Source organism: Nonomuraea sp. NPDC049714, assembly GCF_044465295.1.
GTDB lineage: Bacteria > Actinomycetota > Actinomycetes > Streptosporangiales > Streptosporangiaceae > Nonomuraea.
Genome location: NZ_JBITLM010000007.1, coordinates 152,053 through 173,160 on the forward strand (window position 1 = coordinate 152,053; position 21,108 = coordinate 173,160).

Sequence of the window (21,108 nt, forward strand, 5' to 3'; positions counted from 1 at the left end):
AAGACGTCAACGTAACGACGGTCCGGACGGCACAGCCAGCCTCCCGGGCCGAGTAAGGGAGTGCAGTGGCGAAGGTCCGGGTATACGAGCTCGCTAAGGAGTTCGGCGTAGAGAGCAAGGTCGTCATGGCCAAGCTCCAGGAGATGGGGGAGTTCGTCCGTTCGGCGTCCTCGACCATCGAGGCGCCGGTCGTCCGCAGGCTCACCGAAGCTCTGGGCGCATCCAAGGGTGGGCCCTCCAGAGGCGGCGGTTCGTCGTCTCACAAGCCGCAGCCGCCAAGGGCTGCTCCTCGGCCGGCGGACAGCCAGGCCGGCAACGGCGTCCACGAGGCGCCGACCTCATCCGTTCCGCGTCCGGGTCCGGGTCCCAAGCCCGGTCCGCGTCCGGGCCCCGCGCCGCGTCCGCCGGCGCCCGCGCCCCAGCCGCAACCGCAGCCGGAGCCCCAGGCCGCCGCGCCTGAGCCCAAGCCGCAGGTGCGGCCCGAGGCGGCTCGTGGCGAGACGCCCGCGGCTCCGCAGGCCCGCTTCGACAGCGGCACGCGCCCGGCGGCGTCCGGTCCGCGTCCCGGTCCGGCGGCCCGTCCCGGCCCCAAGCCGGGTCCGGCGGCGCCCCGTCAGAGTGGTGGGCCCGCCGGTGGCGGTCCCGGCCAGGCCGGTCGTCCCGGCGCTCCTGCCGGTGGTGGCGGCGGCGCTCGTCCGGGTCCCGGTCCCAAGCCGGGTCCGCGCGGCCCGCGTCCGGGCAACAACCCGTTCTCCTCCAACGCCAGTGGCATGGGCCAGTCCCGGCCGCCGCGTCCCGGAGGCAACCGTGAGGGCGGCGGCGGTCCGGCAGGTCCGCGCGAGCGTCGTGACGGCCCGCCCCGCGAGGGCGCGGGTCCGCGTCCGCCGCAGAGTCGTGCCGGTGGCGACGCGCGGCCGGGTGCGCCTGGTCCGCGTCCGGGTCCGCCCGGCGCCGCGGGTCCGCGTCCCGGTCCTGGTGCGGGTGGTCCCCGCCCGGGTGGTCCGCGTCCCAACCCGATGATGATGCCGCAGGGCCGTCCTGCCGGCCCCGGTGGCGGTGGCGGCGGCGGTCGTCCCGGTGGCGGTGGCGGCGGCGGTCGTCCCGGTGGCGGTGGCGGCGGTGGCCGTCCCGGTGGCGGTGGCGGTGGCGGTCGTCCCGGTGGCGGTGGCGGCGGTTTCGCCGGTCGCCCGGGTGGCGGCGGCACCGGCCAGCGCACGGGAGCTCCGGGCGGTTTCGCCGGTCGCCCCGGCGGCGGTGGCCGCGGTCGCGGCGGCGGTACGGCGGGTGCCTTCGGGCGTCCCGGCGGCCGTCCCACGCGTGGCCGCAAGTCCAAGCGTCAGAGGCGCCAGGAGTTCGACAACATGTCGGCGCCGGCGATCGGCGGTGTGCAGGTCTCGCGCGGTAACGGCGCGACGATCCGCCTGCCGCGCGGAGCCTCGCTGGCGGACTTCGCCGACCGGATCGGCGCCAACCCCGCCGCGCTGGTGCAGATCATGCTGCACCTCGGCGAGATGGTGACCGCCACCCAGTCGGTCAACGAGGAGACGCTGCAGCTGCTCGGCGCCGAGCTGGACTACAACATCCAGGTCGTCAGCCCGGAGGAGGAGGACCGCGAGCTTCTCGAGGCCTTCGACATCGAGTTCGGCGAGGACGAGGGCGACGAGGCCGACCTGGCCGCGCGTCCGCCGGTCGTGACCGTCATGGGTCACGTCGACCACGGTAAGACCAAGCTGCTCGACGCCATCCGCAAGACCAACGTGGCGGCGCGCGAGGCCGGTGGCATCACCCAGCACATCGGTGCTTACCAGGTCGCCGCCGAGCACGAGGGCCAGGAGCGTAAGGTCACCTTCATCGACACCCCGGGTCACGAGGCGTTCACCGCCATGCGTGCCCGTGGTGCCAAGGCGACCGACATCGCGGTGCTGGTGGTCGCGGCCGACGACGGCGTCAAGCCGCAGACGATCGAGGCGCTCAACCACGCCCAGGCGGCCGACGTGCCGATCGTGGTCGCGGTCAACAAGGTCGACAAGGAGGGCGCCGACCCCAACAAGGTCAGGGCCCAGCTCACCGAGTACGGCCTGGTGGCCGAGGAGTTCGGTGGCTCGACGATGTTCGTCGACATCTCGGCCAAGAACGGCACGGGCATCGACAGCCTCCTCGAGGCGATCATCCTGACCGCCGACGCCGAGCTCGACCTGCGGGCCAACCCGACGATGGACGCGCAGGGCCTGGCGATCGAGGCACACCTCGACAAGGGCCGCGGCCCTGTCGCCACCGTCCTGGTCCAGCGCGGCACGCTCCGCGTCGGCGACTCCATCGTCTGTGGCGAGGCCTTCGGCCGCGTCCGGGCGATGCTCGACGACAACGGCGACGCGGTCGAGGAGGCCACGCCGTCCCGTCCGGTCCTGGTGATGGGTCTGACGGCCGTGCCGGGCGCCGGCGACAACTTCATCGTTGTCACCGACGACCGGATGGCTCGCCAGATCGCCCAGCAGCGCGCGGCGCGCAAGCGCAGCGCCGACATGGCGAAGTCGAGCCGTCGTCTCACCCTCGAGGAGCTGTTCAGCAACCTCGAGAAGGGGCGCGTCGACGAGCTCAAGCTCATCATCAAGGGCGACGTCTCCGGTTCGGTGGAGGCGCTGGAAGACGCCCTGCTCAAGATCGACGTCGGCGACGAGGTCAGGCTCCGTGTCCTGCACCGCGCCGTCGGTGCGATCACCGAGTACGACGTCAACCTGGCCGTCGCCGACGACAACGCGGTCATCATCGGCTTCAACGTCCGCCCCGAGCCTCGGGCGCGCGACCTGGCCGAGCGCGAAGGCGTCGACATCCGCTACTACTCGGTCATCTACCAGGCGATCGAGGAAATCGAAGCGGCGCTCAAGGGCATGCTCAAGCCCGAGTTCGAAGAGGTCCAGATGGGCACGGCGGAGGTCCGCGAGATCTTCAAGGTGCCGAAGATCGGCAACGTCGCCGGTTCGCTGGTCCGCTCCGGCGTGATCGTCCGCAACAGCAAGGCCAGGATCATCCGCGACGGCGTCGTCGTGGCGGACAACCTGACCGTCTCGTCGCTGCGCCGGTTCAAGGAGGACGCGACCGAGGTGCGTGACGGCTTCGAGTGCGGTATCGGTGTCGGCTACAGCGACATCAGGATCGACGACGTCATCGAGACGTTCGAGATGCGGGAGAAGCCGCGGGCCTGACCCGTGGCCGGGGGGGGGGGGGGGGGGGGGGGGGGGGGGGGGGGGCGGGGGGCCGGGGGGGGGGGGGGGGCGCCCGCGGCCGCCGCCCCGCCCCCCCCCCCCCCCCCCCCCCCCCCTCCGCACGCTCTGATCTGGTCGCCACCGCACCAGGACCGGCGTGCTTCTGACTCCAAGGCAAGCGGTGGTTGCCAACCATGTATGTGGGTGCCCTTACCCTGGACATCCTGCTCGGCGATGTGCATTCGCTGAAGCAGAAGCGATCCGTCGTACGTCCGCTGGTCGCCGAGGTGCTACGGCGCTTTCCGGCCGTCGCCGTGGCCGAGACCGGCCACCTCGACCTGCACCGCAGAGCCGAGGTCGGCATCGCGGTGGTCTCCGGCTCAGCGGACAACTGCAAAGAGGTCATGGACGCCTGTGAGCGCCTGGTGGCCTTCCGCCCCGAGATCGAGCTGCTGTCGGCCAGGCATCGGATCTACAACGACGAAGAGTGAACGACCGCACGACGGCCTGTCGTGCCTGAGGGGGGAGCGAACATGGTGGATGCACCACGAGCGCGCAAGCTTGCCGATCGCATCCAGCAGATCGTCGCCGAGATGCTGGAGCGCCGGATCAAGGACCCGCGTCTGGGCTTCGTCACCGTGACCGACACGAGGATCACGCCTGATCTGCGCGAAGCCACGGTGTTCTACACGGTGTTCGGCTCCGACGCCGAGCGCGCCGACAGCGCGGCCGCGCTGGAGAGCGCCAAGGGTGTCATCCGGTCCGAGGTGGGCCGCCAGACCGGCGTGCGCTTTACCCCGACGCTGGCGTTCAAGCATGACCCGCTGCCCGACAGCGCCCGCCAGCTCGACGACCTGATCAACGCCGCCAAGGCGCGGGACGCCGAAGTGGCGCGACGGGCCGCGGGCGCCGAGTACGCCGGCGAGCCCGACCCGTACAAGAAGCCCGACGAGGAAGACGACGAGCAGGCGGGACACCCCGCGCCGTGACGCCCGACGTGCGCGACAGGCTCGACCGCCCGCCCCGCGTGACCCCGGGCACGGCGCAGCCGACAGGCTCGCCCGTGCCCGAGGCGGCGTGGAGCCGGGCGCTCCAGCTGATCTCGCAGGCCGACGAGGTGGCCCTGGCCTGTCACGTGTCGCCCGACGGCGACGCGCTCGGCTCGATGCTGGCCGTCGGCTTCCTGCTGCGGTCGATGGGCAAGCGCGTCGCGGCCTCCTTCGGCGACCGTGACTTCACCGTGCCGCGGCTGCTCGGCTTCCTGCCCGGCCAGGACATGCTGGTGCCGCCGGCCGACTATCCGGCGGCGCCCGACCTGATGATCACCTTCGACTCCCCGTCGATCGGCCGTCTGGGCGTGCTCGCCGACAGCGTCCGGAGGGCTCGTGAGGTCATCGTGGTCGACCACCACCCGTCCAACGACGGGTTCGGCACGCTCGACCTCATCGACCCGAGCTCGGCGGCCACCGCCATGCTTGCCGAACAGCTGATCTACCGGCTCGGCGGCGGGCTCGACCACGACATCGCCACCTGCCTGTACGCGGGCCTGGTGACCGACACCGGGTCGTTCAAGTACTCCTCCACCACCCCCGCCGTGCACCAGATGGCGGCCCGCCTGGTCGCCACCGGCCTGCGTACCGAGGAGATCGCCAGGGAGCTGTGGGACCGTTCCCCGTTCGGCTACCTCAAGGTGCTGGGGGCGGCGCTGGAGCGGGTGCGGCTGGACGACGGCCTGGTGTGGACCTATGTCACCCGCGTCGACAGGGCCGCTCACGGCCTGCCGTACTCCGAGCTCGAAGGCATCATCGACGTCGTGCGGCGCACCGACGAGGCCCAGGTGGCCGCCGTCCTGAAAGAGGACGACCAGGGCGCGTGGCAGGTGTCGACCAGGTCCAAGGGCCACGTCGACGTGGCGGCGATCTGCGCCGCGCTGGGCGGCGGCGGTCACCACAGCGCGGCCGGGTTCACCTCGCACGAAGGTGTCGAGGAGACCATGGCGAAGTTCCAGGAACTGCTGAGAGAGGCTTGATGGCCGAAAGCGGCTTGATCATCGTCGACAAGCCCGCCGAGTGGACGTCCCACGACGTGGTGGCCAAGCTCCGCCGCTTCGCGGGCACCCGCCGCGTCGGGCACGCCGGCACGCTCGACCCGATGGCGACGGGCGTGCTGGTGGTGGGCGTGGAGAAGGCGACCAGGCTGCTCGGGCACCTGGCGCTGACGGAGAAGGTGTACGCCGCCACCATGCGGCTGGGCGTGACCACCAACACCGACGACGCCCAGGGCCAGATCACGGCCTCGGCGTCGGCCTCGGGCGTCACCGCCGAGCGGGTGCGGGACGGCGTGGCCGCGCTCACCGGCGAGATCATGCAGATCCCGCCGCAGGTCAGCGCGATCAAGGTGGACGGTCAGCGCGCCTACAAGCTGGCCCGCGCCGGCGAGGACGTGGAGCTGGCCGCCCGTCCGGTGACGATCCACGCCTTCGAGATCACCGACATCCGGCACCAGGGCGAGGTCGTGGACGTGGACGCCACTGTCCGCTGCTCCTCCGGCACCTACATCCGGGCGCTCGCCCGCGACCTGGGCGCCGGTCTCGGCGTCGGCGGACACCTGACGGCGCTGCGCCGTACCCGCGTCGGACCGTACGACCTGACCAGAGCCAGCACCATCGAGCAGCTCGCCGAGCGGTGCACGGTGCTGCCGATCGGCGAGGCGGTCGCGGCGGCGTTCCCGCGCAGGGACGTCAGCGACGAGGAGGCCCGCGTCGTCAGGCACGGCGGCCGGCTGCCCGCGGCAGGGCTCGGCAAGGGGCCGATCGGCATGTTCGGGCCCGACGGTGAGTTGCTCGCGCTGGTGGAGGAGCAGGGCCGGCTGGCCAAGCCGCTGGCGGTCTTCGTCTCCTAGGCGGGTTTTCTGGCCACCATGAGGTCGCGGACGATCGCCTGGTCGACCCAGTGCTCGAAGTCGGGGTAGGGGACCACGTCGAGGCCGGCCGCGGTGAGGATGGCGGCCAGCTCGTCGCGGCCGCCGCCGTAGGTGTTCCAGGCGATGCCGAGCGCGCCGCCGGGCCGCAGCAGCTCGGCCCAAACCGGCGCTGCCTGCTTGATCAGCTCCAGCGGGCTGCGGGCCAGCCCGCCGCCGCCCTTGCTGCCGTGCTGCACCCCGTAGGGGGCGTCGGTGACGATCACGTCGAACGAGCGCGGCTTGAAGAAGTCGCGGCTGCGCACGGTGTCGGCGTTGACGACCGACACCTGCTGCGTCTCGCCCGCTTTGTACGCCTCCTTCGACAGCGCGAAGGTGACCGTGAGCCGCCGCCCGATCAGCGCCCGCTCGCGCCGCACCGGCACGGTCTCGGCGGTGTGCTTGAGCCGCTTGTTCTTCAGCCAGGTCTTGAGGAAGCCGGAGTAGGCGTCGAAGTCCTTGCCGTCGACGTCGAGCCCGTAGGCGTCGTAGCCGTACATCAGGGCCTGGTTGAGCGTCGTGCCGCGCCCGCACATCGGGTCGAACACCGACAGCCGGCCGTCGAGGGGGAAGTCGGAGGCCAGCGCGGTGACGTTGAGCAGCAGTTTGGTGAAGTGCTCGTTGGTCTTGCCGGCGTACTTCTGGATGGTGAGCAGGTCGCTGCTCAGCCGGTCGAGGGGGCTCATCATGAGCGGCCGCAGCAGCTCACCCTCCATCCCGAACAGGGCGTAGACCGACGAGAGGTTGGACAGCAGCGCCACATCCGCCTCGTCGAGCGGTCGCGCTGTCGCGAACGTGACGTACGGCAGGCCGCCGATCCGGCTCTCGTCGATGTCCGACACCGCGGCCGTCAGCGCTCTGTCGCTGAAGACGGCCAGCTCGGCGCGGGTGAGCCGGGCGGAGCTCTGGCCGTAGACGCGGTTGAAGGCGGGCAGGATCAAAAGAGCGTAACGAGGCATGGTGGCAACGATGGTACCGCCCTCGGTTTCTGCGAACGGGGACGAGCATGGCAGGCTGGTGGAGGGAGTGAACCGCCACAAGCGAATGGGGCCCGGCGTGCGGGATTCGGAGAGATCTGTCGTCACGATCGGCGTGTTCGACGGGGTGCACCGCGGCCACCAGCGGGTGGTCGAGCGGGCTGTCGCCGTCGCATGCGAGTCGGGGCTGCGTGCCGTGGCGCTCACGTTCGAGCCGCATCCGGACGAGCTCGTGCGGCCGGGCCACCGTCCGGCGCGCCTGACGACGCCGCGGCGCAGAGCCGATCTGCTGACGCGGCTGGGCGTGGACGAGGTCCGGGTGCTGGAGTTCACGCCGGTGATGTCGCGGCTCAGCCCGGCCGAGTTCGCCCAGCAGGTGCTCGCCGACGGGCTGCGCGCCGCCTGCGTGGTGGTGGGGGAGGACTTCACCTTCGGCCACCGCGCCGAGGGCGACACCGAGACGTTGCGGGCGCTGGGGGAGAAGTACGACTTCACGGTCGAGCCGGTCATGCTGCTCGACGCGCTCTCCTCCACCGAGATCCGTGAGCGGCTGGTGTCGGGCGACGTCCGGGGGGCCGCCGCCGACCTGGGGCGGCCGCACCGGGTGGAGGGCGTGGTGGTCCGCGGCTACCAGCGCGGGCGTCAGCTCGGCTTCCCCACGGCCAACGTGGAGACGCCGCCGCAGACGGCCATCCCGGCGGACGGCGTCTACGCGGGCTGGCTGGAGTGCGTGCCGGTGGCCAACCTGCCGGCCCTGTACGAGGGCGAGCGCTGGCCCGCCGCCATCTCGGTCGGCACCAACCCGACGTTCGAGGGGGTGCCGCGCACGGTCGAGGCGTACGCGCTCGACCGCGACGACCTGGAGCTGTACGGCGTGCACGTGGCGGTCGAGTTCGCGGCGCGGCTGCGGGGCAACACGAAGTTCGACTCGATCGAGGACCTCATCGCCCAGATCCACGCCGACGTCGCCGAGGCCCGCCGCCTCACCTCGTAAGACTCGTCACGGCCGGCGCAGCGACTCCAGCAGCCGTGACAGCGCCGCCAGGGTGTCGGCCAGGTCGTCCGGCCCCGCCGACCGGGCCAGCCACAGCACCGCCTCGTTCATCGCGCCCGACAGCAGGTGGGTGAGCGGGGCGACCGGCTGGGCGGCGATGACGCCCTCCTCGATGAGCGTGGTGAGCGCCTCGGCCAGGTGCCTGGCGGAGGTGGCCTCGTCCATCGCGCGCCACTCGTTCCAGCCCAGCACGGCCGGGCCGTCGATCAGCATGACGCGCTGCACGTCGGGGTCGCCGCCCGCGGTCACGAACGCGGCGCAGCCCGCCCGGAGCTGCGACCAGGGGTCGCTCTCGGCGTCGGCGGCGGCCGCCACCCGGGCCGCCACCTCCTGCTGCACCTCCAGCAGCACCGCGCGGAACAGCTCGGCCTTGCCGTCGAAGTGGTGGTAGAGAGCGCCCTTGGTGACGCCGGACTCGCGCACGATCTCGGCCAGGCCGACCGCGCCGTACCCCCTGCTCGCGAAGAGCCGCCGGCTGACGGCGACCAGCGTGCGCCTGGTGTGCTCCCGCTGCTCGGCTCTGGTCCTCGGCACCGCGCCCCCTTTGACATACCGATGGTACGCGAACTAGCGTACCGTCACATACCGTTGGTATGTGAAAGGGGATGACCATGGAGCTCTATCCAGTGATATGCACCGACAGGGTGGCCGAGTCCCGGGACTTCTACGTCCGGCTGTTCGGCTTCGAGGTGACGTTCGAGGCGGACTGGTACGTGAGCCTGCGCCGCGGCTCCCACGAGCTGGCGCTGCTCGACCACACCCATCCGACGCTGCCCGAGGCCTACCGCACGAAGGTCGCCGGGCTGCTGCTCAACTTCGAGGTGGCCGACGCCGACGCCGAGTGGGAGCGGCTCGTCGTGCGCGCGGGACTGACGCCCGAGCTGCCGCTGCGCAGCGAGGACTTCGGCCAGCGGCACTTCATCGTGGCCGATCCCAACGGCGTGCTCATCGACGTCATCACGCCCATCGCGCCTTCCCAGGAGTACGCGGAGCACTACGTTTGACAGCGGAGAGCCCGGGCACCCGGCCCGTGGTGGTAACCTTGCATGTCGGCTCTGTGACGGCGGCGCTGTGCGCTGCCTTGAAGGCCTTCGCCGCGGCGACTGTAGGCACGCACGGTCGTTCGCATCAGGTTTCCATTCGTGCGTGCCCGTAGATGAAGGAGAGCCGTGTCCCTCGACACCGCTGCCAAGAAGTCCATCATTGAGGAATATGCGACGGCCGACGGTGACACAGGGTCGCCCGAGGTGCAGATCGCGCTGCTCAGCAAGCGCATCAGCGAGCTCACCGAGCACCTGAAGACGCACAAGCACGACCACCACAGCCGTCGTGGCCTGCTTCTGCTCGTCGGTCGCCGGCGCCGCCTGCTGAAGTACCTTCAGAAGGTCGACATCGCGCGTTACCGTGCGCTCATCGAGCGCCTCGGCCTGCGCCGATAGCATGAAAGGGAGCGGCGTGACACGCCGCTCCCTTCTCATATGGTCCGGCGAGTCGAGCGGCTTCGCGCCGCGCGCCTGACGTACAACTGAATATCCGAGACACTTAGAGCCCCCGCGTCCGCTCAGCACCATGCGACCCGCGACGCCTGCGGGCCGGTCCTCGGTAGTGGCTTCCGGTAACCAAGACCGGGCGCTTCGATCGAAGACCGGCGCTGCACCTAACGAGGGTGCCGGTGTACAGGGCGCGGGAGACCGACTGACCAAGGAGGTCCCCCGTGGAGGGTGTCCACACAGCCGAAGCCGTCATAGACAACGGCTCTTTCGGAACGCGCACGATCCGGTTCGAGACCGGACGGCTCGCACAGCAGGCGGCAGGCAGTGCCGTCGCCTATCTCGACAGCGACACGATGGTCCTGTCCGCGACCACGGCGTCCAAGAACCCGAGGGAGAATCTCGACTTCTTCCCGCTCACGGTCGACGTCGAGGAGCGCATGTACGCCGCGGGCCGCATCCCCGGCTCGTTCTTCCGGCGTGAGGGCCGTCCTTCCGAGGACGCCATCCTCACCTGCCGGCTCATCGACCGGCCGCTGCGCCCCTCGTTCGTCAAGGGCCTGCGCAACGAGATCCAGGTCGTCGCCACCGTGATGGCGCTCAACCCGGATCACCTCTACGACGTGGTGGCCATCAACGCCGCCTCGCTGTCCACGCAGCTCGCCGGGCTGCCGTTCTCCGGCCCGATCGGCGGCGTCCGCGTCGCGCTGATCGACGGTCAGTGGGTGGCCTTCCCCACCCACCACGAGCTTGAGCGCGCCACGTTCGACATGGTCGTGGCGGGCCGGGTGCTCGCCGACGGCGACGTCGCGATCATGATGGTCGAGGCCGAGTCCACCAAGGACACGCTCAAGCTGGTCGCCGACGGCGCCGTGGCTCCCACCGAGGAGACCGTCGCCGAGGGCCTCGACGCCGCCAAGCCCTTCATCAAGGTGCTGTGCGAGGCGCAGTCGCGGATCGCCCAGGTCGCCGCCAAGGAGACCGCCGAGTACCCGATCTTCCTGGACTACCAGGAGGACGTCCTCGCCGCCGTCGAGTCCGGTGTGAAGAACGAGCTGAGCGCCGCTCTCACCATCGCCGGCAAGCAGGAGCGCGAGAACGAGCTCGACCGGGTCAAGGCGCTGGCCGCCGAGAAACTGCTGCCGGAGTTCGAGGGCCGCGAGAAGGAGATCTCCGCCGCCTTCCGCTCGGTCATGAAGAAGCTCATGCGCGAGCGGGTCGTCAAGGAGGGCCTGCGCATCGACGGCCGCGGCACCAAGGACATCCGCGCCCTGTCGGCCGAGGTCCACGTGGTGCCCCGGGTGCACGGCTCGGCCCTGTTCGAGCGTGGCGAGACGCAGATCCTCGGCATCACGACCCTCAACATGCTGCGCATGGAGCAGGTCATCGACACGCTCAACCCCGACCGCACCAAGCGCTACATGCACAACTACAACTTCCCGCCCTACTCCACCGGTGAGACCGGCCGGGTGGGCTCGCCCAAGCGCCGCGAGATCGGTCACGGCGCGCTGGCCGAGCGGGCGCTGATCCCGGTGCTGCCGGCCCGCGAGGAGTTCCCGTACGCCATCCGCCAGGTCTCCGAGGCGCTCGGCTCCAACGGCTCGACCTCGATGGGCTCGGTGTGCGCCTCCACGATGGCGCTGCTCGACGCCGGTGTGCCGCTCAAGGAGATGGTGGCCGGCATCGCGATGGGCCTCATCGGCGAGGGTGACACCTACGTCACGCTGACCGACATCCTCGGCGCCGAGGACGCCATGGGCGACATGGACTTCAAGGTCGCCGGCACCAAGGACGTCATCACCGCGCTGCAGCTCGACACCAAGCTCGACGGGATTCCCGCCTCGGTGCTGGCCGGCGCGCTCAAGCAGGCCAAGGGCGCCAGGCTGGCGATCCTCGACGTGATGCAGGAGGCCATCGACTCCCCGGCGGAGATGAACCCGACGGCGCCGCGCATCATCACCATCAAGGTCCCCGTGGACAAGATCGGCGAGGTCATCGGCCCCAAGGGCAAGATGATCAACCAGATCCAGGACGAAACGGGCGCCGAGATCACCATCGAGGACGACGGCACCATCTACATCGGTGCCACCGACGGCCCCTCCGCGGAGGCGGCCCGTACGGCGATCAACGGCATCGCCAACCCGCACATGCCGGAGGTCGGCGAGCGCTACCTGGGCACGGTCGTCAAGATCGCCGCCTTCGGCGCCTTCGTCTCCCTCATGCCGGGCAAGGACGGCCTGCTGCACGTCTCCCAGATCCGCAAGCTGCACGGCGGCAAGCGCATCGAGAACGTCGAGGACGTGATGAGCGTCGGCGAGAAGATCCAGGTGGAGATCGCCGAGATCGACCAGCGGGGCAAGCTCTCTCTCGTGCCCGTCGAGGTCATCGAGAAGGAGGCCGCCGAGAAGGAGGCCAGGGGCGACACCGACGAGGCTCAGCCTGAGGCGGCCGCTCCGGCCGGCGACGACAAGCCCCGTGACGACCGCCCGCGCCGCACCCGCACCCGGGTGCGCACCACGCGCAACGACGGGGACGGCGGCGACCGCAACTCGTGACGACCACCACGCTGCATCCCGGCCGGGACGGGGCCGGGGTAGTCAAGCGCACCGTCCTCCCCGGTGGGCTGCGCGTGGTGACCGAGACCATGCCGACCGTGCGCAGTGTCGCGGTCGGCATGTGGGTCGGCATCGGCTCGCGTGACGAGGCCCCGGAGCACACCGGGGCCACCCACTTCCTCGAACACCTGCTCTTCAAGGGCACGCCCACCCGCGACGCCATGGAGATCTCGGCGTCCATCGAGGGCATCGGCGGTGAGATCAACGCCTTCACCGCCAAGGAGTACACCTGCTACTACGCGCGGGTCCTCGACGAGGACCTGCCGGTCGCGGTGGACGTCCTCGCCGACGTGGTGACCAGCTCGCTGGTCACCGACGACGACGTCGAGTCGGAGCGTGGCGTGATCCTGGAGGAGATCGCCATGCACGACGACGACCCGTCGGACGTGGTGCACGAGCAGTTCGCGGCCGCCCTGTACGGCGACACGCCCATCGGGCGGCCCATCCTGGGCACGGTCGAGTCGATCAACATGCTCGGCCGCGACCGGATCGCCGAGTACTACCAGCGCTACTACCAGCCGCCGCGCACGGTGGTCTCGGTGGCGGGCAACATCCGCCACGAGGAGGTCGTCGAGCTGGTCGTACGGGCCTACGAGCGCGCCGGGGCGCTGACCGGCCCCGCCGTCTTCGCCCCGCCCCGCACCAGCGGGCCGGGCGCCCGGACCCGGTCGACGGCCCTGGTCGTCGACCGGCCCACCGAGCAGGCCAACCTGGTCCTCGGCACCAGCGGCATGTCCCGCACCGACGACCGCCGCTTCGCGCTCGGCGTGCTCAACGCCGCGCTCGGCGGCGGCATGTCGTCGCGGCTCTTCCAGGAGATCAGGGAGAAGCGCGGGCTCGCCTACTCCGCCTACAGCTACACCTCCGCCTACGCCGACACGGGCCAGTTCGGCATCTACGTCGGCTGTCTGCCCTCGAAGATCGACGACGTGCTCAAGATCTGCCGCGACGAGGTGGCCCGCGTGGTCTCCGACGGCCTGGCCGACGACGAGATCGTCCGCGGCAAGGGCCAGATGCGCGGCGGGCTCGTCCTCGGCCTGGAGGACACCGGCTCACGCATGTCCCGCATCGGCAAGAACGAGCTCGTCTACGACGAACTGCTCTCGGTGGACCAGGTCCTGTCCAGGATCGAGTCGGTCACCCGCGACGAGATCGCCGAGGTGGCCAGGGACGTCCTCAACAGGCCGCTCACGCTCGCCGTGATCGGTCCGTACGGCGACAAGGACTTCTCCGACGCCATCTCCTGACCTTGGGATATGGTTGACGGTGTGATCAAGGTAGGTGTGCTCGGCGCTCGCGGCCGGGTGGGCGTAGAAGTGTGCAAGGCGGTCGAGGCGGCCACCGACATGGAGTTGGTGGCCGCACTCGACAAGGACGACCCCATCGAGGGGCTCGACGGCGCCGAGGCGGTGGTCGACTTCACCCATCCCGACGTGGTCATGGGCAACCTGGAGTGGGCCATCGCGCACGGCATCCACCCAGTGGTCGGCACCACCGGCTTCGACGCGGAGCGGCTCGACACCGTGCGCGGCTGGCTGGAGCGCTCGCCGGGCACCAACTGCCTCATCGCCCCCAACTTCGGCATCGCCGCCGTGCTCATGATGCACTTCGCGCAGCAGGCCGCCCGCCACTTCGAGTCCGTCGAGATCATCGAGCTGCACCACCCGAACAAGGCCGACGCCCCGTCCGGCACCGCCAGGCGCACCGCCGAGCTGGTGTCCGAGGCGCGCGTCAAGGCCGGTCTCGGGGCGATGCCCGACGCGACCAGCGCCGAGCTCGACGGCGCCCGCGGCGCCGACGTCGGCGGCGTGCACGTCCACGCCGTACGGCTCGCCGGCCTCATCGCGCACCAGGAGGTGCTGATGGGCGGCGACGGCGAGATCCTCACGATCCGGCACGACACCATGAACCGCGCCGCCTTCACCCCCGGGGTCCTGCTCGGCGTCCGCCGGGTGGGTGAGCTCCCCGGCCTCACCATCGGGCTGGAGCCACTGCTCGACCTCTAGACAGACGCCGTGCCCACCACCTGGTCAGGTCGCGGGCACGGTGTGAGGAGAGGGTCCCGGCTCCGCACAGCCGAGCCTACGATCATCACACTAATATCCAGAAGCGGCCGTCACGCCGAACATGAGACCGTGTCGGCATGGTGCGATGGGCAGTAGCCGGTGACCTTGCCGGCCTGGTGGCGGTCGAAGTGGCGGCCGACGGGCTGTTCGAGCAGGTGGGGATCACTTTCCCGGCTGGGACGACCATGGTCGAGGAGGTCGACGATCCTGGCACGGTGCTGGTGGACGGCTTCCCGCCCGACGGGTTCGCGATGATCGGCTGGGTCGACGGGAACGTTCATCTGGAACAGCTCGCCGTCCACCCTGACCGGATGCGACGGGGGATCGGCGGGCGGCTGGTGCGGGCGGTGCTGGATCACGCCTTGGCCGTGGGTGCCCCCGCTGTCACGTTGACCACTTTCCGGGACGTGCCCTGGAACGCGCCCTGGTACGAGCGGCACGGCTTCGAGGTGCTGGGGGAGCGGGAGTGGGGGCCGGAGCTGAGGGCGCTGGTCGAGCATGAGCGGGAGCTGGGGATCGAGGTGGCGCCACGGGTGGTGATGCGCCGGTAGGAGGCGTCCAGGAGGGGGCGTCCAGGAGGGGCTGAGAGGGCCGCCACGTCGCTCGCCGAGCAGGCGGCCACCGTCGCTCGCCGAGCAGGCGGGCACCGTCGCTCGCTGAGCAGGCGGGCACGTCAGAGGGTGACGGCCAGGCCGATCGCGAGGAGCAGGCCGTACGCCATCTGGAGTTTGCCCGTCTGCTGCAGTACGGCGATCAGCGCCGGCCCCACCGCGCCGCCCAGCACGGTGCGCACCGGGGAGATCGCCAGCGGTGCCGCGAGCACGGCGAGCGCCGCCGCGGGCGCGACCACGATCATCGCGAGCGCCACCGCGAACGGTACGATCAGGCAGGTGGCGTAGAGGGTGCGGGTGCGCGGCGCGCCGAGCACGACCGCCAGGGTGCGCTTGCCCACCTCGCCGTCGGAGCCGACGTCACGCAGGTTGTTGACCACCAGCATCGAGCATGACAGCAGCCCGACCGGCACGGACGCCACCAGCGCCGGCCACGAGAGCGCCTCGGTCTGCACGAACGCGGTGCCGGTCACGGGCACCACGCCGAAGAACACGAAGACGGCCACCTCGCCCAGCGCGCGGTAACCGTACGGGCTCTTGCCGCCGGTGTAGAACCAGGCGGCGGCGATGGCCGCCGTGCCCACCAGCAGCACCCACCACGCGCGGGTGGCGATCACGAGGATCAGCCCGAGCACCGCCGCGGCGGCGAAGCTGCCCAGCGCCGCGCCGAGCACCTGCCGAGGTGTGGCCACCCGTGAGCCCACCAGGCGCATCGGGCCGACCCGCTCGTCGTCGGTGCCGCGGATGCCGTCGCTGTAGTCGTTGGCGTAGTTGACGCCGATCTGCAGCAGCAGTGCCACGAGCAGCGCGAGAACCGCGCGCCACCAGTTGAAGCCGCCCTCGCCGATCGCCACCCCGGTGCCGACCATGACGGGGACGACCGCGTTCGGCAGCGTGCGCGGGCGCGCGCCGGCGAGCCACTGACCAGGGGTTGCCATGCGGGAGATCCTCTAGCTGATGTCGGTGGTGAGCCTGACCATGCGGATCGGCCGGCCCATGTCGAGCACGCGCTCGGCCATGTCCTCGCCCCACCCCGCCGACTCCAGGAAACCGAGAACCGCGTAGTTGTCGGCGAACACCCAGGTGACGATCTGGCGGTAGCCGTCCTCGCGCAGGTGGTCGACCGTGGCGTTCAGCAGGCGGCTGCCATGGCCGCGCCGGACGAAGTCGGGGTCCACGAGCAGCGTCAGCATCTCCGCCACGACGGTCGGGTCGAGGTCGGGGTCCTCGGCGGGAGCGTGTGAGGCGAGCCCGACCACCCGTTCGCCGCCCCGCGGGGTCATGGGCGCGGCATTGCCGCCGACGCCCAGCGCGGGAAAGCCCTCGGTGTCGAGGATCGTCTCCACCGCGACCAGCACCCGGTGCCGGGAGGTGGGCGGGGCGACGATCGCCTCATCCCACTGCCGTAGCCACATCTTTTCCGCTGCGGGGCCTGTCATCTGTTCGAGAGGACCCTCGGGCAGAAAATCCCGGTAGCCGAGGCGCCAGGCACGGACCTGGACATTCGCCACCTGAAGCACATCCTCGCGCCGGGCCGCCCGGACGCCTACGTCTGCCATCTCGGCCCGCTCCTTCGCCTGCTCTTCGTGCCACAAGGCACGAGTTACACCGTATCGGTGTTTGCACCTTGGGGATGACGCGAACCCTGCTTCCTCGCCCGGTAAGCGCGTGTTTTGGTGCGGTTACCGCAGACCCTCATGGAACACCATGATCGTGATCGATTCTTCGACCCGTCGATGAACGCCCACTGACAGGTCTCCTCCGCGCACACCTTCAGCCGATCCCACGAACCGCCAGTCACCGCCGCCGCGATGCCGGCCAGGGCACCCGCCACCCCGTCCGCCACCGGCGCCAGGCCAGGACGCACGCCGCTCGTCACGCCGCTTGCCATGTCGTTCGTCACGTTGATCGTCACTGTGAGCGGCAGCACCGGCAGCGCCGGCAGGTCGGGCGGCTTCGCACCGGCCTCGCGCCGCAACGCGGCGCGCAGTCCCTCGCGCAGGGCGATCGCGGTCGTCAGATCGTCGTCCGTCGCCCGGTCGGCAGGGCCGATGAGCGCGCGTTCGCGAAGCCAGACGGCCAGCTCGGATGAGGTGCCGAGCTCGTCGTTGTCGGCTTCGACGTCGTAGGTGTTCACGAAGTCGCGTACCAACTCCGTGAGCGCCGACATGTGACCACTGTACTGGCTTGTGATCATCCGCACGCGTCGAGGGCCTGGGCCAGCCTGCGTACTCCCTCGGCCAGCTCCGCGAGGTTCGCGGCCGCGATGTGGGTGACCCGGATGCGCGGCCCCGGCGGCTCCGACGGGTAGTAGATCCGGCCTGGGCTCACCAGGACGCCGTTGCGCTTGGCCGCCTCCACCAGGGCCCGCTCGTCGGTCTCCGGGGGCAGCCGCAGCCACAGGTGCATGCCGCCGTTCGGCAGCAGGTACGGCTCCGCCTGCGGCATTCGCGCGGCCAGCGCCGCCGCGAGCGCGTCGCGCCTGGTGACGATCTCGGTGTGCACGGCCACCAGGTGCCGTTGCCAGGCCGGTGAGCCGACGAACTCCAACGCCGTCTCCTGCAGCGGCCGGGCCACGAAGAACGACTCCACGAGCTGGGCGGCTCGCAACCGGTGCGCCGCGGGCCCCCGGGCGATGACGGCCGCCAGCCGCATGCTCGGCGACAGGATCTTGGTGAGCGAGTGGATGTGGACCACGATGCCGTGCGCGTCCATGGACATCAGTGACGGCGGCGCCTGCTCGGTCAGGTGATGGGCGTAGTCGTCCTCGATCACGAACGCCCCCGCCGCCCTGGCCACCTCCAGCACCTGCCGCCGGCGTTCGAGGCCGAGCGTCACCCCGGTGGGGTTCTGCAGCGTCGGCTGACAGCAGAACACCCGTGCCCCCGAGACCGCGAACGCCTCCGCCAGCAGGTCGGGCCGTACCCCGTCCCGGTCGATGGGCACCGCCGTCGCGCGCAGCCCCGCCGCCTTGGCCGCCGCCAGCGCCCCCGGGTACGTCGGCGTCTCCACCAGCACCGGCGTGCCGGGAGCGGCCAGCGCCCTGAAGGCGTGGGACAGCGCGGCCTGCCCGCCGCTCACGACGAGGGCGTCGTTGCCCGTCACATCGCCGCCGGCCTGGGCGGCGAACCAGCCGCGCAGCTCGCCCAGCCCGTTCAGCGGCGGCATCGCCCACGCGTCCGGCCTGCGCACCGCACGGGTGGCGGCGGCCGCGAGCTGCCGGTCGGGCCGGAGCCCCGCGGGCAGGTAGCCGCCGGTCAGCGGCACCGCGCCCTCGGGTGCCACGCGCAGCAACGCCGCCACCGGCTCCTCGTCGATCACCCGGTCGCCGAGCGCGACCGTCTGCCAGGAGAAGTCCGCGGCGTCGGGGGCCCACTCCCGGCGAGCCGCCACGAAGGCGCCGCTGCCCGGCCTGGTGATCACCCGGCCCTCGGCGGTGAGCTGCCCGAGAGCCCGCGAGACGGTCACCGGGCTCACGCCGTGGCGGCGCATGATCTCCCTGCTGGACGGCAGCCGGTCACCCGGCCGGAGGCGGCCGGCCTCTTCGCGCAGAATCGCGGCGATCTGAGCGATACTGCTATCGTTGTCCATGAAGGATAACGATAGCGCTACTGTCACTTTGGGAGTAGCGGTCCCCCTCCCCGAGGCGCGGCGGACCGGCACGGCCCTCGCCTTCCTGGGGGTGCTGGCCTTCTCCGGCTCCTTTCCCGCCACCGTCTACGCGATGCAGGGCTTCGATCCGTGGCTGGTCGCGATCGGCCGCGCCCTGCTCGCCGGGATCGTGGCCCTGGTGTGTCTCAAAGCGCTCCGCCTTCCCCTCATCCCGCCGAGGCGGCACTGGCGCGTGTACGCCGTGATGTCCCTGGGCGTCGTCTTCGGGTTCCCCGTCTTCAGCGGCCTGGCCCTGCACCTGGGCGCCGACACCTCCCACGCCGCCGTGGTCATCGGCCTCCTGCCGGCCGCCACCGCCGCTTGCGCCGTCATGCGCGCGGGCGAGCGCCCGCGTCCCCTGTTCTGGGTGGCCTGTACGGCAGGCGCCGCCGCCATCACGGCGTTCACCCTCACCAGCGGCGAGACGAGCGCCACCTGGTCCGACCTGCTCCTGGCGGGCGCCCTCCTCTCGGCCGCCGTCGCGTACACCGAGGGCGGCACACTGTCCAGGACCACGCCGGGCTGGCAGGTCATCTCCTACACCGTCGTGCTGTCCCTCCCTCTCACCGCGCCGATCACCGTGGCCCTGGCTCTCACCACCCCCATGACCCCCACCCCGGTCGCCCTGGCCGGCTTCGCGTACACGGGGCTGATCTCGATGTTCCTCGGCTTCTTTCCCTGGTACGCGGGCCTCGCCAGGGGCGGCATCGCCAGAGCGGGGCAGACTCAGCTCGTTCAGCCGCTGCTCACCCTGGTGTGGGCCTGGTTCCTGATGGGGGAGAGGTTCGGCGCGGCCACGGTGGTCGCTGCTCTGGCCGTACTCGCCTGCGTCGCCATCACGCAGCGGGCTCGTACCTGAATGGTGTGACGCTTGTCGCCATCACTTTGCGGTGCGTGTGCATGTGCGGCGAGTCGCCTGCGTCGCCATCGCCCGCGCGCTCCTACTTGAAAGGCGTGACGGCTGGACGCAGGATAGGGATTGGAGGTGTCACATGGCGGACCTCACGATCCCTGAAGGCGGCTTCTGGCCTGCTCCGGAGATCCCGCAGCCCAACATCTACCCGATGGAGTGGCGGGTCGAGACCCAGAAACTCGCGGCCATTTACGAGAAGTCCAAGCGCACCCTGTGGAACCCGGCCGACCTCCCCTGGGACGAGCTGGACCCCGAGGACTTCACCCGCGAGCAACGGCTGGGAATCATGTACTGGTTCGCCGTGCTGGCCAATTTCGACGCCTCCGGTCCGGCCGTGTTCGCCCGCGCCACCATCCAGGCATTCGAGAAACACGAAGAGGACCCGGTGAGGAAGTGCTTCTTCTCGATCACCCGTGACGAGATGAACCACGAAGAATGCTGCCAGCGCAGCATCGCCAAACTCTGGCCCGGCGGCCCCCTCGACTGGACCCCCACCGACAATCTGGAAAAGGCCGCACACAACAACATCGGCTGGCTCTACCACAACGGCGGCCGCTACTGGACCGGCTACAACACCGCCGTGGGCAAATACTCGCTGCCGATCCTGTTCACCAGCTTCATGATGGGAGAAATGGCGGCCTCCACCCTTTTCAGGGGGATGGCCTCAGGCGCACGGCACCCCGTCTTCGAGGAGATGTTCCAGCGCATCGGCCGCGACGAATCCCGCCACCTCCAGATCTGCATGACGATCCTGGAGAACGAGTGGCCCGGCCTCACGGACGAGACCCGTGTCCTGATCACCCGCCAGCTCCGGGCCGGCTTCGTCTTCCTGTCCATGATCCTCTGGGAGCCGCCCCAAGGCTTCTGGGAGCTGCCGCCCTACTTCCTGCACAACCACCGCGTCCTGATGGACCACGCCCGGGACGCCGGCCTGGGCGTGCTCTCCTACGACGAACAGGCCGAGAACTGGCGGGTCGCCATGGCCCGCGTCCGCGCCATCGTCGAACGCTGGGGCATCGCCTTCCCCGCGATCCCCGAGCTCGACCTCGACGGAGTGCCGGTCGACTTCATCGATCCCGAGGACATCATCCCGGTATTCTGACCGTCCATGTGGGGACGGACGAACGGCCTGCGCGTTCTCGAACTGGGCACTCCGGGCGCCATGCGCGGCTGGCTGACGGACTTGGTGCTGGCCGGCCGGAAGCAGGGCACGGCCGGTCTCCTGGAGCTCGACTACCACGCCGAGAACGAGGAGCTCGAGCACGTGGGGGAGCACCTGGCCCTCATCGACGACTCCGGCGCCCACGCGGCCACGGTCGAGGTGGTGGGCGTCACGCAGGTGCCCTTCGCGGAGGTGAGCTGGGAGTTCGCCGAGTCCGAGGGCGAGGGCTACGGCTCGATCGACGACTGGCGCGAGGCGCACAGGCGGTACTGGAGGGACGAGGGGGTCGTCGTGGACGACACCACGACGGTGGTGTGCCTGTCGTTCCGCCTGCTCGGCCGGTGAGGAGGGGCGGCCATCGCGCCCCTCGATGATCGGCGCAGTGCGAGGGAACAAGCGATGGCCGCT

General features: G+C 70.8%; 21 protein-coding genes. 15 read left to right on the forward strand and 6 right to left on the reverse strand.

Translation table 11 applies throughout. The features are described from left to right. Window positions 1–65 precede the first annotated feature (65 nt). The 5 genes from infB (at window position 66) to truB (ending at window position 6,104) form a co-directional block, all read left to right on the forward strand. Window positions 66–3,203, forward strand: a complete 3,138-nt coding sequence (gene infB, locus ACIBQX_RS26895; RefSeq protein WP_397009122.1) for a translation initiation factor IF-2 — start codon at window positions 66–68, stop codon at window positions 3,201–3,203. Between the two features lie 194 nt (window positions 3,204–3,397). After that, complete coding sequence (locus ACIBQX_RS26900) at window positions 3,398–3,694, forward strand: DUF503 domain-containing protein (RefSeq protein ID WP_397009124.1); 297 nt, start codon at window positions 3,398–3,400, stop codon at window positions 3,692–3,694. A gap of 42 nt (window positions 3,695–3,736) precedes the next feature. Beyond that, window positions 3,737–4,192 carry a 30S ribosome-binding factor RbfA gene (gene rbfA, locus ACIBQX_RS26905; RefSeq protein WP_327102359.1) on the forward strand — a complete coding sequence of 152 codons (456 nt, stop codon included), beginning with the start codon at window positions 3,737–3,739 and terminating at the stop codon, window positions 4,190–4,192. Then, window positions 4,189–5,232 (forward strand): bifunctional oligoribonuclease/PAP phosphatase NrnA, encoded by a 1,044-nt coding sequence (locus tag ACIBQX_RS26910; RefSeq protein ID WP_397009127.1) that lies wholly within the window; start codon window positions 4,189–4,191, stop codon window positions 5,230–5,232. Before rbfA ends, ACIBQX_RS26910 begins: the two co-directional genes overlap by 4 nt. Further along, window positions 5,232–6,104, forward strand: a complete 873-nt coding sequence (gene truB, locus ACIBQX_RS26915) for a tRNA pseudouridine(55) synthase TruB (RefSeq protein WP_397009129.1) — start codon at window positions 5,232–5,234, stop codon at window positions 6,102–6,104. The genes ACIBQX_RS26910 and truB overlap by 1 nt, the downstream gene beginning before the upstream one ends. Here truB and ACIBQX_RS26920 read toward each other — a convergent pair. Beyond that, window positions 6,101–7,120, reverse strand: a complete 1,020-nt coding sequence (locus ACIBQX_RS26920; protein ID WP_397009131.1) for a TRM11 family SAM-dependent methyltransferase — start codon at window positions 7,118–7,120, stop codon at window positions 6,101–6,103. The two genes, truB and ACIBQX_RS26920, sit on opposite strands and share 4 nt — an antisense overlap. A gap of 85 nt (window positions 7,121–7,205) precedes the next feature. Between ACIBQX_RS26920 and ACIBQX_RS26925 the strand changes: the two genes are divergently transcribed. Beyond that, window positions 7,206–8,132, forward strand: coding sequence for a bifunctional riboflavin kinase/FAD synthetase (locus ACIBQX_RS26925; protein WP_397009798.1), 927 nt, complete (start codon window positions 7,206–7,208; stop codon window positions 8,130–8,132). Window positions 8,133–8,138: 6 nt separating this feature from the next. Here the strand turns inward: ACIBQX_RS26925 and ACIBQX_RS26930 are convergent, their stop codons facing one another. Then, window positions 8,139–8,726, reverse strand: coding sequence for a TetR/AcrR family transcriptional regulator (locus ACIBQX_RS26930; RefSeq protein ID WP_397009133.1), 588 nt, complete (start codon window positions 8,724–8,726; stop codon window positions 8,139–8,141). Between the two features lie 71 nt (window positions 8,727–8,797). Here ACIBQX_RS26930 and ACIBQX_RS26935 point away from each other — a divergent pair, with 71 nt between their 5' ends. The 6 genes from ACIBQX_RS26935 (at window position 8,798) to ACIBQX_RS26960 (ending at window position 14,914) form a co-directional block, all read left to right on the forward strand. Continuing rightward, window positions 8,798–9,196 carry a VOC family protein gene (locus tag ACIBQX_RS26935; protein WP_397009135.1) on the forward strand — a complete coding sequence of 133 codons (399 nt, stop codon included), beginning with the start codon at window positions 8,798–8,800 and terminating at the stop codon, window positions 9,194–9,196. Between the two features lie 165 nt (window positions 9,197–9,361). Then, a complete protein-coding gene (gene rpsO / locus ACIBQX_RS26940) occupies window positions 9,362–9,631 on the forward strand; it encodes a 30S ribosomal protein S15 (protein WP_189141590.1) in 270 nt (89 codons plus the stop codon). A gap of 275 nt (window positions 9,632–9,906) precedes the next feature. Next, window positions 9,907–12,237: a polyribonucleotide nucleotidyltransferase gene (locus tag ACIBQX_RS26945; RefSeq protein ID WP_397009137.1), complete on the forward strand. Its 2,331-nt coding sequence runs from the start codon at window positions 9,907–9,909 to the stop codon at window positions 12,235–12,237. Further along, a complete protein-coding gene (locus ACIBQX_RS26950; protein WP_397009139.1) occupies window positions 12,234–13,544 on the forward strand; it encodes a M16 family metallopeptidase in 1,311 nt (436 codons plus the stop codon). Before ACIBQX_RS26945 ends, ACIBQX_RS26950 begins: the two co-directional genes overlap by 4 nt. A 21-nt stretch (window positions 13,545–13,565) precedes the next feature. Next, window positions 13,566–14,303: a 4-hydroxy-tetrahydrodipicolinate reductase gene (gene dapB / locus ACIBQX_RS26955; protein ID WP_397009141.1), complete on the forward strand. Its 738-nt coding sequence runs from the start codon at window positions 13,566–13,568 to the stop codon at window positions 14,301–14,303. Window positions 14,304–14,440: 137 nt separating this feature from the next. After that, window positions 14,441–14,914 (forward strand): GNAT family N-acetyltransferase, encoded by a 474-nt coding sequence (locus ACIBQX_RS26960; RefSeq protein WP_397009143.1) that lies wholly within the window; start codon window positions 14,441–14,443, stop codon window positions 14,912–14,914. A gap of 122 nt (window positions 14,915–15,036) precedes the next feature. On the opposite strand, the gene ACIBQX_RS26965 is transcribed toward ACIBQX_RS26960, so the two are convergent. From ACIBQX_RS26965 to ACIBQX_RS26980, 4 genes are read right to left on the reverse strand one after another with little or no spacing between them, the layout of a single operon-like run. After that, window positions 15,037–15,912 carry a 1,4-dihydroxy-2-naphthoate polyprenyltransferase gene (locus ACIBQX_RS26965; protein ID WP_397009145.1) on the reverse strand — a complete coding sequence of 292 codons (876 nt, stop codon included), beginning with the start codon at window positions 15,910–15,912 and terminating at the stop codon, window positions 15,037–15,039. Between the two features lie 12 nt (window positions 15,913–15,924). After that, complete coding sequence (locus tag ACIBQX_RS26970; protein ID WP_397009147.1) at window positions 15,925–16,533, reverse strand: GNAT family N-acetyltransferase; 609 nt, start codon at window positions 16,531–16,533, stop codon at window positions 15,925–15,927. 44 nt (window positions 16,534–16,577) lie between these two features. Continuing rightward, entirely contained in the window at window positions 16,578–17,144 is a 567-nt protein-coding gene (locus ACIBQX_RS26975) for a CGNR zinc finger domain-containing protein (protein ID WP_397009149.1), read from the reverse strand. A 23-nt stretch (window positions 17,145–17,167) separates the two neighbouring features. Further along, entirely contained in the window at window positions 17,168–18,565 is a 1,398-nt protein-coding gene (locus tag ACIBQX_RS26980) for a PLP-dependent aminotransferase family protein (RefSeq protein ID WP_397009151.1), read from the reverse strand. Window positions 18,566–18,593: 28 nt separating this feature from the next. Here ACIBQX_RS26980 and ACIBQX_RS26985 point away from each other — a divergent pair, with 28 nt between their 5' ends. From ACIBQX_RS26985 to ACIBQX_RS26995, 3 genes are all read left to right on the forward strand, one after another. Next, window positions 18,594–19,484, forward strand: coding sequence for a DMT family transporter (locus ACIBQX_RS26985; protein WP_397009153.1), 891 nt, complete (start codon window positions 18,594–18,596; stop codon window positions 19,482–19,484). 133 nt (window positions 19,485–19,617) lie between these two features. Further along, on the forward strand, window positions 19,618–20,640 hold the full coding sequence (locus tag ACIBQX_RS26990; RefSeq protein WP_397009155.1) for a hypothetical protein: 1,023 nt from the start codon (window positions 19,618–19,620) through the stop codon (window positions 20,638–20,640). Window positions 20,641–20,646: 6 nt separating this feature from the next. Next, a complete protein-coding gene (locus ACIBQX_RS26995) occupies window positions 20,647–21,045 on the forward strand; it encodes an ASCH domain-containing protein (RefSeq protein WP_397009157.1) in 399 nt (132 codons plus the stop codon). The last annotated feature ends 63 nt before the right edge of the window (window positions 21,046–21,108 follow it).

Excerpts from the sequence above, each read along its gene's own strand:
- ACIBQX_RS26900 (WP_397009124.1), top strand. The coding sequence starts at position 3,398 with ATGTATGTGGGTGCCCTTACCCTGGACATCCTGCTCGGCGATGTGCAT.
- rbfA (WP_327102359.1), top strand. The coding sequence starts at position 3,737 with ATGGTGGATGCACCACGAGCGCGCAAGCTTGCCGATCGCATCCAGCAG.
- truB (WP_397009129.1), top strand. The coding sequence starts at position 5,232 with ATGGCCGAAAGCGGCTTGATCATCGTCGACAAGCCCGCCGAGTGGACG.
- ACIBQX_RS26920 (WP_397009131.1), bottom strand. The coding sequence starts at position 7,120 with ATGCCTCGTTACGCTCTTTTGATCCTGCCCGCCTTCAACCGCGTCTAC.
- ACIBQX_RS26925 (WP_397009798.1), top strand. The coding sequence starts at position 7,206 with ATGGGGCCCGGCGTGCGGGATTCGGAGAGATCTGTCGTCACGATCGGC.
- ACIBQX_RS26935 (WP_397009135.1), top strand. The coding sequence starts at position 8,798 with ATGACCATGGAGCTCTATCCAGTGATATGCACCGACAGGGTGGCCGAG.
- ACIBQX_RS26960 (WP_397009143.1), top strand. The coding sequence starts at position 14,441 with ATGGTGCGATGGGCAGTAGCCGGTGACCTTGCCGGCCTGGTGGCGGTC.
- ACIBQX_RS26965 (WP_397009145.1), bottom strand. The coding sequence starts at position 15,912 with ATGGCAACCCCTGGTCAGTGGCTCGCCGGCGCGCGCCCGCGCACGCTG.
- ACIBQX_RS26970 (WP_397009147.1), bottom strand. The coding sequence starts at position 16,533 with ATGGCAGACGTAGGCGTCCGGGCGGCCCGGCGCGAGGATGTGCTTCAG.
- ACIBQX_RS26975 (WP_397009149.1), bottom strand. The coding sequence starts at position 17,144 with ATGTCGGCGCTCACGGAGTTGGTACGCGACTTCGTGAACACCTACGAC.
- ACIBQX_RS26980 (WP_397009151.1), bottom strand. The coding sequence starts at position 18,565 with ATGGACAACGATAGCAGTATCGCTCAGATCGCCGCGATTCTGCGCGAA.
- ACIBQX_RS26990 (WP_397009155.1), top strand. The coding sequence starts at position 19,618 with ATGGCGGACCTCACGATCCCTGAAGGCGGCTTCTGGCCTGCTCCGGAG.
- ACIBQX_RS26995 (WP_397009157.1), top strand. The coding sequence starts at position 20,647 with ATGTGGGGACGGACGAACGGCCTGCGCGTTCTCGAACTGGGCACTCCG.